The sequence below is a fragment of the Rhodococcus sp. B7740 genome (assembly GCF_000954115.1).
Classification (GTDB): Bacteria; Actinomycetota; Actinomycetes; order Mycobacteriales; family Mycobacteriaceae; genus Rhodococcoides.
Genome location: NZ_CP010797.1, coordinates 1812921 through 1828572 on the forward strand (window position 1 = coordinate 1812921; position 15652 = coordinate 1828572).

Here is a 15652-nt window from a genome sequence, read left to right on the forward strand (position 1 = left end):
CCGGGGTCGCGGCGGTGTCGGGTCAGCCGTACTCGGCGACCAATCGATCGAATTCGTCACGGTCGATGACCTGTGGCTCGTTGATCGCGAGCGCCTGCGCGTACTTGCTCGCCAGGTGGTAGTCACGACCGAGCGGCCCCTGCTCGGCATCGTCCTCGTCGGATTGGATGCTTGCGCCCGGAGGCACCTCGTTCTGCAGTCCGTTGGTCTTGCTGCCGAGCAGAGCGTCGAGTTTCGCGGAAATCTTCTGCATGATCTCTTGGTCGTCGGTCATGGGAAGGGTGTACCCGAATCGCTCGAATCGACACCGCTGCGCGATCGGGGAACCGCGTGAGGATTATCTGTCGGTGCCCGGGGGCATGATGATGGGATGGCCAGACACAGTACGGGCACCGACGTAGCGGGCGAGCTGTCGGTGATGGAGAAGTTGTCGCGGCCGACCCGGGAGTGGTTCTCCGGCGCTTTTCCTGCTCCCACGTCCGCGCAGTTGGGCGCGTGGTCGTCGATCTCGAGTGGTTCGCACACTCTCGTGGTGGCGCCGACGGGTTCGGGCAAGACGCTCTCGGCCTTCCTGTGGGCCTTGGACGAGCTGGCGCAACTGGGTGCGGACAGCACTCGCAAGACCAAGGTTCTCTACATCTCGCCACTCAAGGCCCTTGCCGTCGACGTCGAACGCAACCTGCGTGCGCCACTGGTCGGCATCACCCAGACCGCCAAGCGCCTCGGCCTGAACCCACCCGAGATCTCGGTCGGCGTGCGGTCCGGCGACACCAGCGCCGCCGACCGCAGAAACATGATCAAGACTCCGCCGGACATTCTGATCACCACCCCGGAATCGCTGTTCCTCATGCTCACCTCGGCCGCCCGCGACATCCTCGCCGAGGTCGACACCGTGATCGTCGACGAGGTTCACGCCGTGGCAGGCACCAAACGCGGCGCGCATCTGGCGGTGTCCCTGGAACGGCTCGACGCGATGCTGGACAAGCCCGCCCAGCGCATCGGCCTGTCCGCGACGGTGCGACCGCACGAGGAGGTGGGCCGTTTCCTGGCCGGTGCGGCCCCCATCGAGATCGTCGCACCACCCGCTCCGAAAACCTTCGATCTGACGGTCCAGGTGCCGGTGGAGGACATGACCGAACTGGGCGTCACCGATCCGAACGCCGACACCTCCGCCGCTCCCCCGGCGCAGGGCTCGATCTGGCCGCACGTCGAGGAGAAGATGGTCGATCTCATCCTCGAGCACAAATCGTGCATCGTCTTCGCCAATTCCCGTCGCCTCGCCGAACGGCTCACCGCGCGGCTCAACGAGGTGTACGCCGAGCGGATCGGCGACGGCGTGGAGACACAACACAAGCCGCCCTCGCAGGTCGGCACTCCGAACGACGTGAACCACGGTGCCGATCCGTTGCTGGCCCGGGCCCACCACGGCAGCGTCAGCAAGGATCAACGCGCACTGATCGAGGACGACCTCAAGACCGGCAGGCTGCGCTGCGTCGTGGCCACCAGCAGCCTCGAGCTCGGAATCGACATGGGCGCAGTCGATCTGGTCGTTCAGGTCGAAGCACCGCCATCGGTGGCCAGCGGTCTGCAGCGCGTCGGACGCGCAGGCCACCAGGTCGGCGAGATCTCCAAGGGCGTGTTGTTCCCCAAGCATCGAACCGACCTGATCCACTGCGCGGTCACGGTCGAACGCATGACGTCGGGCAAGATCGAGGCGTTGTTCGTTCCCGCCAACCCTCTCGACGTCCTGGCGCAGCAGACCGTGGCAGCCTGCGCCCTCGAACCGATCGACGCGGAGGACTGGTTCGACTCGGTCCGTCGCACAGGCAGTTTCGCCACCCTGCCCCGATCTGCCTACGAGTCGACTCTCGACCTGCTCTCGGGCCGCTACCCGTCCGACGAGTTCGCAGAACTGCGGCCGCGGTTGGTGTGGGACCGCGACGCCAACACTCTCACCGGCCGTCCCGGGTCGCAGCGACTGGCCGTCACCTCCGGTGGCACCATCCCCGACCGCGGACTGTTCACCGTCTACATGGTCGGTGAAAAGCAGTCCAGGGTAGGTGAACTCGACGAGGAGATGGTCTACGAATCGCGAGTGGGTGATGTGTTCGCACTCGGTGCCACCAGCTGGCGCATCGAGGAGATCACCCACGACCGGGTGCTGGTGAGCCCCGCGTACGGCCAACCCGGCCGGCTCCCCTTCTGGCACGGCGACGGTCTCGGTCGACCGGCCGAACTGGGCCAGGCGCTGGGCGAATTCCTGCGAAGCACCACCGATCGCAGCGACCTCGCCGAGCGACTGAGCTCCGACGGTCTCGACGCCAACGCCGTCAACAACCTCATCGCCTTGCTCGACGAGCAACTCGAGGCGACGGGGCAACTGCCCACCGACAAGACGATGATCGTCGAGCGGTTCCGCGACGAACTGGGCGACTGGCGGCTCGTGCTGCATTCCACCTACGGTCAGCAGGTACACGCACCGTGGGCCCTCGCAGTCGGGGCGAGACTGATCGAGCGCTATGGCATCGACGCCGCTCCTACTGCATCCGACGACGGCATTATCGTCCGGCTCCCCGACACCGACGACCAGCCGCCGGGCGCAGAACTGTTCGTGTTCGAGCGCGACGAGATCGCCGACATCGTCACAGAGCAGGTCGGCGGGTCGGCGTTGTTCGCATCGAGATTTCGCGAATGTGCCGCGCGCGCACTGCTCCTCCCCCGCCGAAACCCGGGCAAACGCGCGCCGTTGTGGCAGCAGCGCCAGCGTTCGGCTCAGCTGCTCGACGTGGCACGCAAGTACCCGACGTTCCCGATCCTGCTCGAAACCGTCCGCGAGTGCCTGCAGGACGTCTACGACCTTCCTGCCCTCGAGGACATCCTGGCCCGCATCGGCCGACGCCAGATCAGAATCGTCGATGTCGAAACGCCGTCACCGTCACCGTTCGCCAATTCGCTGTTGTTCAACTACGTCGGCGCATTCATGTACGAGGGCGACAGCCCGTTGGCCGAACGCCGGGCCGCCGCACTGTCACTCGACTCGGCGCTCCTCGCCGAACTGCTCGGACGCGTCGAGCTGCGAGAGCTGCTCGACGACAGCGTCATCACCACCACCGAACTCGAACTGCAGCGTCTTCCCGAGGACCGTCACGCCAAGGACATCGAAGGCGTGGCCGACCTGCTACGCCTGCTCGGACCGTTGACCGTGGACGAAGTCGGCCTGCGCACCGACGGCGACGAATATCCGCAGTGGCTCGCCGAACTCGCCGACGCCAAACGGGCGATGGAGGTCTCGTTCGCCGGCCGGAACTGGTGGACGGCCATCGAGGACGCCGCTCGATTGCGCGATGCGTTGGGCGTCCCGCTTCCCATCGGTACTCCGGCCGCCTTCATCGAACCCGTCGACGATCCGCTGGTGGACCTGATCAGCCGGTATGCCCGAACCCACGGACCGTTCACCCTCGACGACGCAGCGGCGCGCTTCGGGGTCGGCACCGCCGTGGTACGCGACGTCCTACGCAGACTCGCCGTCGACAAGCGCGTCGTCGAGGGCGAATTCCGGCCCGGTGCCACGGGTAGCGAATGGTGCGACGCCGAGGTACTTCGGCGACTGCGGCGGCGGTCGCTGGCTGCGGCCCGGCAGGAGGTCGAACCCGTCTCCACCGCCACCCTGGGCCGCTTCCTGCCCGCGTGGCAGCACGTGGACAGCCGACGCCTGAGCGGGATCGACGGCGTCGCGACCGTCATCGAACAGCTTGCGGGCGTTCCTGTTCCGGCATCGGCGTGGGAATCTCTCGTGCTCTCGTCGCGGGTGACCGACTACAGTCCGGCGATGCTCGACGAGCTCACCTCGACCGGCGAGGTGCTGTGGTCCGGACACGGCGCGATCTCGTCGAAGGACGGCTGGGTGAGCCTGCACATGGCCGACACCGCACCACTGACCCTGGTGCCTGCAGCCGAGTCCGATCTGTCGGAACTGCAGATTCGCATTCAGGACGCCGTCGCGGGGGGCGGTGCGTACTTCTTCCGGCAGCTGTCCGACACCGTCGGCAGTACCGACGACACCGCACTGCAGGCTGCACTGTGGGAGCTGGTGTGGGCTGGCCGTCTGAGCAACGACACATTCGCTCCGCTTCGCGCGCTGCTGAACTCCACGACCACCCGCTCGGCCCCGAGTCATCGTGCACCTCGTCGTACACCGCGGTTGCGCTCGTACCGACAATTCGAGCGTCCCTCGCTCCCGACCCGAACCGGACCGCCGACGGCGGGTGGGCGATGGTCACGATTGCCCGAGCTCGAACCCGACCTCACCGTCCGTGCGCACGCGACCGCCGACGTCCTGCTCGAACGCTACGGCGTGGTGACCCGCGGTTCGGTGATGAACGAAGGTGTGCCCGGCGGCTTCGCCACGATGTACAAGGTGCTCACCGGATTCGAGGATTCCGGTCGATGCCGTCGGGGCTACTTCGTCGACTCACTCGGCGGTGCGCAGTTCTCCACCTCCGACGTGGTCGACCGATTACGCAGCTACGACGAACCGAAGAAGAACGCCAGCGCTGTCGTACTCGCGTCGTGCGATCCGGCCAATCCCTACGGCGGAGCACTGCCCTGGCCGAAAGCCGGCAGCGGCGAGGCCGGTGTCGGAGATACGCCGGACGAGACGACGAAGCATCGGCCGGGCCGAAAGGCCGGTGCACTGGTCGTCCTCGTTCGGGGCGAGTTGACGATGTTCGTCGAACGCGGCGGGAAGTCGGTGCTCACGTTCGGTGAGAACGCCGACGACATCGGCGCTGCAGCAACCGCATTGGCGGCCACCGTTCGCCGCGGCGGAGTCGACAAGCTACTCGTCGAGCGGATCAACGGTCACGACATCCACGGCACCGACTTCGCCAAGACCTTGACCGAAGCAGGTTTCTCGGCGACCCCACGCGGACTTCGCCTGCGTCGCTGATTGCCCACTGCCTGCGAGACCACCGGAGAGGACACGAACACCGATGCCCGAGGGCGATACCGTCTGGCGCGCCGCCAACACCCTGCGCGCCGCACTCGAGGGCCGACAGCTCACCACCTGCGACATTCGCGTACCGCGCTACGCCACAGTCGACTTCACCGGCGAGACCGTCGATTCCGTCGCCTCACGCGGTAAGCATCTGCTGATTCGAGTCGGCGGGTACTCCATTCATTCGCATCTGAAGATGGAGGGCACCTGGCACGTCTACGCACCCGGTGCTCGCTGGCGCCGCCCTGCGTTCCAGGCGCGGATCATCTTGAACACCGCCGACGCGCAGGCCATCGGTTTCGAGCTCGGAGTGCTCGAGATCCTCGAGGACGAGGACGATGCCGTCGGATATCTCGGACCGGATCTGCTCGGTCCCGACTGGGATCCCGACGTGGCGCTGTCCAGGCTCGCAGCGGATCCGGCCCGGCCGATCGGGCTCGCGCTTCTCGATCAGCGCAACATTGCCGGACTGGGCAACGTCTACCGCAACGAGATCTGCTTTCTCCGGGGCGTCGACCCGCGCACCCCGGTCGGCGAAGCCGGTGACCTGAGCAAGACGATCGACCTGTCCTACCGATTGATCATGGCCAACAAGGATCGCAACCAACGCGTCACCACCGGAGATCGACGTCCGGGCCGACACTTCTGGGTGTACGGGCGCGAAAACAAGCCGTGCAGACGCTGCGGAACCACCATCGAATTCGGTCTGATCGGAGATAATCCCCTGGAGGAACGCCAGATCTACCACTGCCCACACTGCCAGAAACGAGGTGTGGCGAGATAGTTCGGTCCGTGGTGTCCTTTTCGACGAACCCCGTTCGTCCTTCGTGTGTAGGTCGGCAAACGGTGCCGATCGCGACGAACCCGAGGAGTCTTCATGACCACGTACGCAGCCATCGTCTACACCCATGATGCCGACTGGACCTCGCCCGAGGTCGCCGACGAGATGGCCGAATACGGTGCATTCAGTGCCGCGGCCGGATCCGCGATCACCGGCGGAGCGGTCCTGCATCCCACGTCGACCGCCACCACGGTGCGCGTGTCGGGAGGGAAGGGCGGCGACGTCCTGACAACGGACGGTCCGTTCGCCGAGGCGAAAGAGGTGCTCGCCGGGTTCTTCCTCCTCGAGGCACAGGACCTCGATGCCGCGATCGCACTGGCCGCCCAGATCCCAGCGGCATGGAACGGAGCAATCGAAGTCCGGCCGATCATTCCGATGACTCGATGAGTACACCGGCCGAGCACCTCTCGGCCGTGGTCCGTGACGAGGGTCGCCGGGTCCTGGCGACCCTCGTGCGCACCACCGGCAGTTTCGCCGTCGCCGAGGACGCGGTCTCCGAGGCGGTGGTGACCGCACTCGCTCACTGGCCCGGATCGGGTGTGCCCGACAATCCGCGTGCCTGGCTCACGACCGTGGCCCGCAACAAGGCGCTCGACATCCTCCGACGCGAGGCCGGGCGCACCGCGAAGGAACGAGAGGCGGCGGATCTCGCCGTGTCGAACCAGAACTGGAGCGAGAGCGACGAGTCCGAGATCGACGACGATCTTCTGCGGTTGGTCTTCACCTGCTGTCATCCGACGCTCTCCGTCGAGGCGCAGGTGGCACTGAGCCTGCGCACTCTCTGTGGGCTCGCCACTGCCGACGTCGCCCGACTGATGCTCGTGCCCGAGGCCACCATGTCCAAACGGCTCACGCGTGCGAAGAAGAAGATCGCAGCTGCCAACATTCCGTATCGAGTACCGAATTCGGCGGAGTTGCCGCAACGACTCGACGCGGTGGCCACCACGGTGTATTTGATGTTCACGGCCGGCCATCTCGGCGGCGAGACGCTGGTGCGGCCTCGACTGTGCGACGAGGCACTCAGGTTGGCCCGCCTGCTGATCGACCTGATGCCCGACGAGCCGTCACTTCGGGGGCTACTGGCCCTCATGCTGTTCACGGATTCGCGCCGGGCGACCAGGACCGATGAATCGGGCGGCCTCGTCAGGCTCGAGGATCAGAACAGATCTCGATGGAATCGAGAGGCGATCGAGGAGGGCGTCCGGTTGATGGACGGTGCTCTGCGGCGCAACGACTCTCGGCCCAGTCGCTACACCGTCCAGGCAGCCATCGCCGCGTGTCACTCCACAGCAGCGACCTACGCCGACACCGACTGGTCTCGGATCGTCGCGCTGTACGACGCGTTGGCGGTTGTGGAGAACACACCGATCGTGGCACTCAACCGCGGCGTGGCCATCGGAGAGAGCCAGGGGCCTGCCGCCGGGCTCGACGCACTCGACGCCATCGATTCTTTGGGCGGCCACTATCTGTGGCATGCCTGTCGAGCTGTGATGCTCGATCGCCTGGACCGCGCGGAGGAGGCCAGGAACGCACGAACGACCGCGCTAGCTCTCGGCCCGTCGCCTGCCGAGAGGGCGTATCTCGAGGCGCAGCTCGCGCCGCCCTCCCACCCTGTCGAGCGACAACGAGAAGAAACCTGAAAGCTCCCTGTCAGGTGCGACCAAGCCCCTTCACAGCTTCGCCGACCACCATGGATCGCATGCTGACACTTGCGATACTCACCCTGCTCGTCATGGCCGTCTCCGGCGCGACGGCCGCTCGCGCGCCCCGGACGCTGGTTCGACTGCGCTAGATCGTGCGAACGGGTTCGAGGATTTCCTGGCGGGCCTCGGGCGCGACGACGCGCAGTGCGTCTGCCGACTCGTCGTCGGGCTGACGCTGCGACTCGATCTCGGCCTCCACTCGGGCGCGGTAGGTCTCGACCTCACGATCGACCGTGGCCTCGTCCCAGCCCAGAACCGGTGCGATCAATGCAGCGACCTGACCCGCGCAGTTCATCCCACGATGCGAGTACTCGATCGAGATTCGGGTCCGACGCGAGAGCACGTCCTCGAGATGCAGTGCGCCCTCCGCTGCCGCGGCGTACACCACCTCCACCTGGAGGTATGCCGGCGCATCGGTGAGTGGTTGCAGCAGTTCGGGTTTGCCGTCGGCCATGGCCAACACTTCGTCGATCAACGAACCGTATCGGTCGAGCAGATGCGTCACCCGATGCGGATGCAGCTTGTGCATCTCGCCCAGGTGCGGTGCCTGATTGACCAGCGCGAAGTAGCCGTCGGCACCGACGAGGGGCACCTTCTCGGTGATCGAGGACGCCACCCGCACCGGGATGTCCTCGGCGGCCAGATCGACTGCGTCCTCGGCCATCACGCGGTAGGTCGTGTACTTGCCGCCCGCGATGGCGACGAGTCCGGGTGCGACCCGAGCGACCGCGTGTTCCCGGGACAGCTTGGAGGTTTCGTCGCTCTCGCCGGCGAGCAGTGGCCGCAAGCCCGCGTAGACCCCGTCGATGTCCTCGTGGGTGAGCGGCGTGACGAGCACCGAGTTGACCTCGCCCAGGATGTAGTCGATGTCGGCCTTGGTGGCGGCCGGGTGTGCGAGATCGAGGTTCCAGTCGGTGTCGGTGGTACCGATGATCCAGTGCGCGCCCCACGGAATGATGAACAGCACCGACTTCTCGGTGCGCAGAATGATCGCGGCCTCGCTGACGATTCGATCGCGCGGCACCACGATGTGCACGCCCTTCGAGGCGCGTACCCGGAACCGGCCGCGCATGTTGGACAGTGACTGGATCTCGTCGGTCCACACGCCGGTGGCATTGATCACCACGTGTGCCCGCACCTCGGTGGTGGCACCGGTCTCCGAATCACGCACGCGCACACCGGAAACCCGGTCGGCCTCACGCAGGAATCCGACCACCTGGGTCGATGTGCGCACCACTGCGCCGTAGTGGGCGGCCGTTCTGGCGACCATCATGGTGTGCCGGGCGTCGTCGACGACGGTGTCGTAGTACCGAATCCCGCCGATCAGCGACTTGCGTTTGATCCCGGGCGACATACGCAGTGCACCGGATCGAGTCAGGTGCTTCTGCTGCGGCACCGATTTGGCCCCACCCATGCGGTCGTAGAGGAAGATGCCCGCGGCGATGTAGGGCCGCTCCCACAACCGATGCGTGAGCGGGAAGAGAAATTTCAGCGGCTTGACCAAGTGCGGTGCGAGCGTGGACAGAGAGAGTTCGCGTTCGTGCAGGGCCTCGCGCACGAGCCCGAACTCGAGCTGCTCGAGGTATCGAAGCCCGCCGTGGAACATCTTGGACGAGCGAGAGGACGTTCCCGACGCGTAATCACGCGCCTCGACCAGGGCGACCTTCAGTCCGCGCGTCGCCGCGTCGAGGGCCGCTCCTGAGCCGACGACGCCACCGCCGACGACCACTACGTCGAACTGCTCGGTTCCGAGCTGGTCCCACGCCTCCACCCGCTGGTCGGGTCCGAGGAACTTCGTATTCGATCGGTTGCTCATCTCGAACGCTCCCTCTCCTTCGAAAATCCCCGCATTGCTTGCACGTCAGGCTACCGCCCCTGGTCGTCAGGCCGCAGAACCTGCCGAGTGCGCGGCGGCCAATCGTTGCACTGCGTCTGCCAGCACGGGCGGGGTGGACCCGGCGTAGCTCAACCGGAGCGAGTGACGGTACTGCGCACCCGACGCGAACGCCGTTCCCGGCACGAAGGCAACTCCGTGCTCGAGTGCCGCATCGAGCAACTGGCCGGTGTCGGTTCCGTCCAGGAAGGTGGCCCAGGCGAACATCCCTCCCGCGGGGCGTGAGACGACCAGCCGATCACCGAACTGTGCGGCGAGAGCGGCGATCAATGCCGTTGCACGGCAGGCATACTCGCGCCGCAGAACAGTCAGGTGTGCGTCCAGCCACGCGGAGTCGGCGAGCATCTCCGCCGTCATCGACTGCGTCAGCGAGGATCCGCACAGATCCGCGCCCTGCTTGAGCAGTTCCACCGCCGCACAGACGCTGGGTGGGGCGACGAACCAGCCGACTCGGAGCGTCGGAGCCAGGATCTTCGACGCACTCGACAGTCGGATGACGCGATCGCTGTGACGCGCGATCGGTGCCGGCGGGGCGTCGACGCCGGATTCCGTTGTTCCGAACCAGATCTCACCGTACGGGTCGTCCTCGATCACCCAGAATCCGTAGTGATCCGCCAGCGCCGCGAGGTGACGACGTCGCTGCTCGCTCATCGTGACTCCACGCGGATTGTGGAAGTTGGCGACGGTGTGGACCACAGCGGGCCGCAGTCCCGCTGTCAGTCGGCGTTCGAGTTCGTCGGTGTCCATTCCGGTATCGGTCAGGGGAATGGACTCGATGCTCGCTTCGGCGATAGAGAAGACCTGCAGCGCACCGGTGTATGCGGGTTCGTCGACCACGACGACAGCGCCCGGGTCGATCAGGGCCTGCGCGAGCAACGTCAGGGCCTGTTGCGAACCGTGCGTGACGATGACGGACTCGACCGGAACGGGCACTCCCCCGCGCACGGCCGATTCCCTCGCCGCAATGACGCTGCGCAGAGTGCGGTGGCCGGATGTCTCGCAGTACTGCACCGCGTCGTGGCGGCGAAGCGCAGCCTCTGCGGCTGCGGCGATGCGGTCGACCGGTATCAGATCGGTGGCCGGTAGACCTCCGGCCAGGCTGATCACGTCGTCACGTGCGGTAAGGGACAGGAGGTCGCGGATGGCCGAGCTGGTGAGCGAGTCGGTGCGCCTGGCCAGGCCGGCGGGAAGGTACGTAGAGGACATGAGAGAGACTCCGGGGCAGCAGGAATGGGGGAAGAACGGCCCGCGGATCCGCTGAGTCGAAGAAGGAGCGGACGGGTGTGTCCGCTCCTTCGACTGTCTCACGTGCTACCGAAATATGAAACGCAATTCTCACATCGTGAGATCAGTCCAAATCGTCGTGCGCCATCAGCTGGCGCGCGGCCTCGATGACCGAACCGGACAGCGACGGGTACACCGAGAACGTGTTGGCCAGGTCGTTGACCGACAGATTGTTCTGCACCGCCATCGCGATGGGCAGAATCAGCTCCGACGCACTCGGGGCGACCACGACACCGCCGATGACGACGCCGGTTGCCGGACGGCAGAAGATCTTCACGAAACCACGCTTGAGGCCGCTCATCTTCGCTCGCGGATTGGTGGTGAGCGGCAGCATCACCACGCGCGCGGGCACGTCGCCTGCGTCGATCGTGGACTGCGCGACGCCGACCGACGCGATCTCGGGCCGAGTGAACACCGCCGAGGCCACGGTCTTGAGCTTGATCGGGCTGACCGCCTGCCCCAGTGCGTGGTACATCGCGATGCGTCCCTGCATCGCCGCGACCGAGGCCAACGGCAGCAGACCGGTGCAGTCGCCGGCTGCGTAGATGCCCGCGACCGCGGTACGCGAGACGCGATCCACGCGCAGATATCCGCCCTTGTCGAGTTCGATGCCGACCCTCTCGAGACCGAGACCGGAGGTGTTGGGCACCGATCCGACGGTCATCAGCGCATGGCTACCCTCGACGGTACGACCGTCCGAGAGCGTGACGCGGACACCGTCGTCGGTGCGGACCACCGAATCGGCGCGGGCATGCTTGACGAGGGTGACACCGCGCTCGTTGAACGCGTCCTCGAGCACCAGCGCGGCGTCCTCGTCCTCGTGCGGGAGGACGCGGTCACGGCTCGAGACCGCGGTGACCTTGACGCCCATCTCGGTGTAGGCCGAGACGAACTCGGCACCGGTCACACCGGATCCGACGACCACCAGGTGTTCGGGGAGAGCCTCGAGGTCGTAGAGCTGACGCCAGTTGAGGATGCGTTCGCCGTCGGGCTCGGCTCCCTTGACCACGCGGGGGCGGGCTCCGGTCGCGATGAGCACGACATCGGCGTCGAGGATGCGTTCTTCGCCGTCGGCGAGGACGGCCTTGATCTGGTGCGAGGCCATCCCGACATGGGAGTCGATCATCTCGGCGCGTCCGGCCAGCAGTTGCACCCCGACGGAGGTGACGCGGTGGGCGATGTCGGACGACTGCGCCTGCGCGAGGCTCTTCACGCGGTCGTGAATCTTCGGCAATGCGACGGCGGCCTGCGACGGATCGAGGGAGATGCCGAGGTCGCTGGCTCGACGCATCTCGGTGCGAATGCCGGTCGACGCGATGAACGTCTTCGACGGCACGCAGTCCCAGAGGACGCAGGCACCGCCGATACCGTCGGAATCGACGAGCGTCACCTCTCCGCCGTGCTGTGCGGCAACCAACGCTGCTTCGTACCCTGCCGGACCACCACCGATGATCACAATCCGGGTCATTGATCCTCTTCTCGCGTGCTCGAAATCTCTCGTTGTCTCGCGTCAACGGTATTCGAGAGGCTGTCCTCGCGCGTCGGTAGGGCTGGCTTCGTCGGCCCGATGGGAGGCCGGACCTGGGGCGACGCACCGAAAGACGACCACGGGGCGTCAGTGTGCACCGATACGGTTTAGGCTGGCCGACGTGCCAATTTATGCCGCCTACGGATCGAACATGCATCCGGAGCAGATGTTGCAGCGATGCCCTCACTCGCCCCTGTCGGGAACCGGATGGCTGCACGGATGGCGGTTGACCTTCGGCGGCGGCGACATCGGCTGGGAAGGCGCGCTGGCGACGGTCGTCGAGGATCCCGACTCGCAGGTCTTCGTGGTGCTCTACGACGTGTCCGAGGAGGACGAGGAGAGTCTGGATCGCTGGGAGGGCTCCGAACTCGGCATTCATCGGAAGATCCGGCTGCGCATCGAGACCGGCCGGGAGCCGGTGCTCGCGTGGATGTACGTACTCGACGCCTACGAGGGCGGTCTGCCGTCGGCACGCTACCTCGGCGTGATGGCCGAGGCAGCCGAAATCGCCGGTGCCCCAGCCGAATATGTGCGAGACCTACGCACCCGCAACAGCCGCAACGTCGGCCCGGGTACCACCTCGTAGCCGGTGATCCAGCTCAGAAGTAGTTCTTCATGACCGACGCCACCCACGCCGGTTCCCTCACGTCCTCACGCTTCGGAACCATGGACTGCAGGAACGGCTTGATATCGAACACCGGTGAGCCGTCGATCGCATCGAGACCTCGGACTCGGATGCGCAGTCCGTCCACGTCGACGAGCTCGCACCGCGACACCCCGAGATGATTGGGTCGGTCCTTGACTCGTTGAGCGAGGACACCCACCCGAGGAAGCGTCGTATCACCGCGGGGGTGCCGTGAGCCGGTGGTCGTCGCGGCGGGATCGCACAGGTGGAAGCCGTAGATCACCTCGAGGTGGGAGAACTCGGCGAGACCGAGGGTCGCGTCGGCGTCGAGGACACTCTCGTGCAGGTCGATCACGGACTCGACCGATCCCCAGTTGTCGTCGACCACTTCGGCGCGATCGGTTCCGACGATCCCGATCGGCGACACGTCGAACACCGTCTCGTCCCCCACGTCTAGCTCGGATCCAGCGCGATTGCGGTCATCACCTTCACGCCGACGGCCAGTGCTCGTTCGTCGAGATCGAAGGTGGGTTGGTGGATGTCGAGTTGTGGTCCGGTACCCGGCCACACACCGAGTCGAGCCATTGCGCCCGGCACGCGTTCGAGGTACCACGAGAAATCCTCACCCCCACCGGATTGCGCGGTATCGGCCAGCGCGTCGGGTCCGACCCGGCCGATGGCCTTCTCGAACGTGCGCGTCGACTCCGGATCGTTGACCACGGGAGGCACGCCGCGACGGTAGTGCAGCTCGAATCGGACCCCGGTCGGTGCGAGCAATCCGGTGACGATCTCGCGGACCAACGGTTCGAGCAATGCCCAGGTCTCGTGGTCGCCGGTGCGGACGGTGCCGGTCAGCATGCCGGTCTGCGGTATGGCGTTGGGAGCCTGGCCGGCGACCACCGCTCCCCAGACCATGACCGTGCTGGTCCGCGGGTCGATTCGCCTGCTCAACATTCCGGGCAGGCCGGTGATGACGGTGCCGAGCGCGTACACGAGATCGGTGGTCAGGTGTGGCCGCGAGGTGTGCCCGCCGGGCGAATCCAGCCTCAGCTCGACGGTATCCGCCGCCGAGGTGATCGCTCCGAGACGTAGGCCGACCTGCCCCACTTCGAGCCGCGGATCACAGTGCAGCGCAAAGATCTTGGTGACGCCGTCGAGCGCTCCCGCGGCCACCGCGTCGAGCGCACCGCCCGGCATGACCTCCTCGGCGGGCTGGAAGATCAGGCGCACCCCGTACTGCAGGTCCGGCAGCGACGCCAGCGCCAGCCCGGTTGCGAGCAACACCGTGGTGTGTGCGTCGTGCCCGCAGGCGTGGGACACCCCAGGCACGGTCGACGAGTACACCGCGCCGGTGTTCTCCTGCAGCGGCAGGGCGTCCATGTCCGCCCGCAACGCCACCCGGGGACCGTCGGGTCCGATGTCGCAGATCAACCCTGTTCCGCCGGGGAGCGGCTTGGGTGACAGGCCCGCTGCTTCGAGATGCTCCATCACGAATGCGGTGGTGCCGAATTCGCGTCGAGCCAGTTCCGGATTGGCGTGAATGTGCCGACGCCACAGAGACAGGTCGGCCGTGTGCGCGTGAATCCACCGATCGATTGCGTCTTCTCGGGTGCTCACGACTGCGCCGCCGAGCGGGCGATCACGCCGTCGAGCAGACGAGCGCGGGTACCGGGATCGGCGGCGGCACGCGCAGCCGTCCTGGCGAGACCGAGGGCTCCGTCGAACAATGCCCGATCGGCCGACTCCGTGATGCACGCGGCGGCGAACTCCGGCTGATGCGTCACCGCCCCTCCTGCATCGAGTCCGACGACGGGATGGATACCGGGTAGAACATTCGTCACGTTTCCCATGTCTGTGCTGCCCAACGGGCGAAATCCTTCCAAATCCGGCGCGAGGGGCGATCGGCCCAGCGCTTCGATCTCCTGCCGAAATGCCGCGACCAGCCACGAATCCGGCGTCAACGCCGCGTAGGTCGGCGACACCGTACGGATCTCGTGAGTGCACCCGGTGGCGATGGCTCCCGCCTCGAAACACGCGTACGTCTTCGCGGTCAGAGCGTGCAGCGATTCGGTGGTGTTCGCGCGGAGGTAGTACAGCAACTCCGCGTGGCCGGGCACGATGTTCGGGGCCGCACCCCCGTCACTGACGATGCCGTGCAGCTGCTGACCCGGCGCGAGGTGCTGCCGCAGTAGCCCGAGTGCCACCTGACTGATGGTCACCGCATCGCCTGCGTTGATCCCCCACTCGGGAGCGGCGGACGCGTGGGCGGCCCGGCCGGTGAACTCGACGGCGATGTCCGCCAGCGCCAGCGACGTCGCACCGACGATGTCGAAGGGACCGGGATGGACCATCAACGCCGCTCCGACGCCGTCGAACACTCCTCGCTCGAGCATCAACACCTTGCCGCCGCCGGTCTCCTCGGCCGGGGTACCGAGCACTCGCACGGTGATGCCGAGAGCGTCGGCGACCGGAGCGAGCGCAAGCGCAGCACCCACAGCCGAGGCCGCGATGATGTTGTGCCCGCACGCATGACCGATCTCGGGTAGAGCGTCGTATTCGGCACAGATACCGATCACCAGATCGCCGCTGCCGAACGACGCGGTGAAGGCGGTGTCCATGTCTGCAACGGCCGTCTCGACCTCGAAATCGTGCGCCCGGAGGGTATCAAGAATCTTGGCGACGCTGCGATGTTCGGCGAACGCCAGCTCCGGTTCCGCGTGGATCGAGTGCGAGAGCGCGACCACTTCGTCGGTGGCGTCGGCCAGGGCGCGGTCCATCGCC

Annotated in this window: 12 protein-coding genes; 5 read left to right on the plus strand and 7 right to left on the minus strand. The window is 66.5% G+C overall.

The genetic code is table 11. From position 1 onward, the window contains the following. Nucleotides 1–22: 22 nt before the first annotated feature. Entirely contained in the window at nt 23–274 is a 252-nt protein-coding gene (locus NY08_RS08360) for a hypothetical protein (protein ID WP_032397441.1), read from the minus strand. A 96-nt stretch (nt 275–370) separates the two neighbouring features. On the opposite strand from NY08_RS08360, the gene NY08_RS08365 reads away from it, so the two are divergent. The 4 genes from NY08_RS08365 (at nt 371) to NY08_RS08380 (ending at nt 7477) form a co-directional block, all read left to right on the plus strand. Next, nucleotides 371–4948 carry an ATP-dependent helicase gene (locus NY08_RS08365; RefSeq protein WP_045195804.1) on the plus strand — a complete coding sequence of 1526 codons (4578 nt, stop codon included), beginning with the start codon at nt 371–373 and terminating at the stop codon, nt 4946–4948. Nucleotides 4949–4991: 43 nt separating this feature from the next. Next, a complete protein-coding gene (locus NY08_RS08370; RefSeq protein ID WP_032397442.1) occupies nt 4992–5780 on the plus strand; it encodes a DNA-formamidopyrimidine glycosylase family protein in 789 nt (262 codons plus the stop codon). Between the two features lie 93 nt (nt 5781–5873). After that, nucleotides 5874–6224, plus strand: a complete 351-nt coding sequence (locus tag NY08_RS08375) for a YciI family protein (protein WP_045195805.1) — start codon at nt 5874–5876, stop codon at nt 6222–6224. After that, nucleotides 6221–7477 carry an RNA polymerase sigma factor gene (locus NY08_RS08380; protein WP_045195806.1) on the plus strand — a complete coding sequence of 419 codons (1257 nt, stop codon included), beginning with the start codon at nt 6221–6223 and terminating at the stop codon, nt 7475–7477. The genes NY08_RS08375 and NY08_RS08380 overlap by 4 nt, the downstream gene beginning before the upstream one ends. A 148-nt stretch (nt 7478–7625) precedes the next feature. Here the strand turns inward: NY08_RS08380 and glpD are convergent, their stop codons facing one another. The 3 genes from glpD to NY08_RS08395 form a co-directional block, all read right to left on the minus strand. Continuing rightward, nucleotides 7626–9356 (minus strand): glycerol-3-phosphate dehydrogenase, encoded by a 1731-nt coding sequence (gene glpD / locus NY08_RS08385; RefSeq protein ID WP_032397444.1) that lies wholly within the window; start codon nt 9354–9356, stop codon nt 7626–7628. A gap of 66 nt (nt 9357–9422) precedes the next feature. After that, entirely contained in the window at nt 9423–10640 is a 1218-nt protein-coding gene (locus NY08_RS08390) for an aminotransferase-like domain-containing protein (RefSeq protein WP_045195807.1), read from the minus strand. Nucleotides 10641–10782: 142 nt separating this feature from the next. Further along, on the minus strand, nt 10783–12186 hold the full coding sequence (locus tag NY08_RS08395) for an NAD(P)H-quinone dehydrogenase (protein ID WP_045195809.1): 1404 nt from the start codon (nt 12184–12186) through the stop codon (nt 10783–10785). 181 nt (nt 12187–12367) lie between these two features. On the opposite strand from NY08_RS08395, the gene NY08_RS08400 reads away from it, so the two are divergent. Further along, nucleotides 12368–12832, plus strand: coding sequence for a gamma-glutamylcyclotransferase (locus tag NY08_RS08400; protein ID WP_032397447.1), 465 nt, complete (start codon nt 12368–12370; stop codon nt 12830–12832). Between the two features lie 13 nt (nt 12833–12845). Here NY08_RS08400 and NY08_RS08405 read toward each other — a convergent pair whose 3' ends face one another. From NY08_RS08405 to NY08_RS08415, 3 genes are read right to left on the minus strand one after another with little or no spacing between them, the layout of a single operon-like run. Next, the gene (locus NY08_RS08405; RefSeq protein ID WP_235387143.1) at nt 12846–13322 is read right to left on the minus strand and encodes an SAM-dependent methyltransferase; all 477 of its coding nucleotides are present in this window, start codon (nt 13320–13322) and stop codon (nt 12846–12848) included. A 2-nt stretch (nt 13323–13324) separates the two neighbouring features. Beyond that, entirely contained in the window at nt 13325–14488 is a 1164-nt protein-coding gene (locus NY08_RS08410; RefSeq protein ID WP_045195811.1) for a M20 family metallopeptidase, read from the minus strand. Beyond that, nucleotides 14485–15648, minus strand: a complete 1164-nt coding sequence (locus NY08_RS08415) for a M20 family metallopeptidase (protein WP_045200012.1) — start codon at nt 15646–15648, stop codon at nt 14485–14487. The genes NY08_RS08410 and NY08_RS08415 overlap by 4 nt, the downstream gene beginning before the upstream one ends. Nucleotides 15649–15652 lie beyond the last annotated feature (4 nt).

Bases quoted from the DNA above. Each gene is read 5' to 3' on its own strand.
- NY08_RS08380 (WP_045195806.1), top strand. From the start codon at position 6,221: ATGAGTACACCGGCCGAGCACCTCTCGGCCGTGGTCCGTGACGAGGGT.
- NY08_RS08370 (WP_032397442.1), top strand. From the start codon at position 4,992: ATGCCCGAGGGCGATACCGTCTGGCGCGCCGCCAACACCCTGCGCGCC.
- NY08_RS08360 (WP_032397441.1), bottom strand. From the start codon at position 274: ATGACCGACGACCAAGAGATCATGCAGAAGATTTCCGCGAAACTCGAC.
- NY08_RS08395 (WP_045195809.1), bottom strand. From the start codon at position 12,186: ATGACCCGGATTGTGATCATCGGTGGTGGTCCGGCAGGGTACGAAGCA.
- NY08_RS08415 (WP_045200012.1), bottom strand. From the start codon at position 15,648: ATGGACCGCGCCCTGGCCGACGCCACCGACGAAGTGGTCGCGCTCTCG.
- glpD (WP_032397444.1), bottom strand. From the start codon at position 9,356: ATGAGCAACCGATCGAATACGAAGTTCCTCGGACCCGACCAGCGGGTG.
- NY08_RS08390 (WP_045195807.1), bottom strand. From the start codon at position 10,640: ATGTCCTCTACGTACCTTCCCGCCGGCCTGGCCAGGCGCACCGACTCG.
- NY08_RS08365 (WP_045195804.1), top strand. From the start codon at position 371: ATGGCCAGACACAGTACGGGCACCGACGTAGCGGGCGAGCTGTCGGTG.
- NY08_RS08375 (WP_045195805.1), top strand. From the start codon at position 5,874: ATGACCACGTACGCAGCCATCGTCTACACCCATGATGCCGACTGGACC.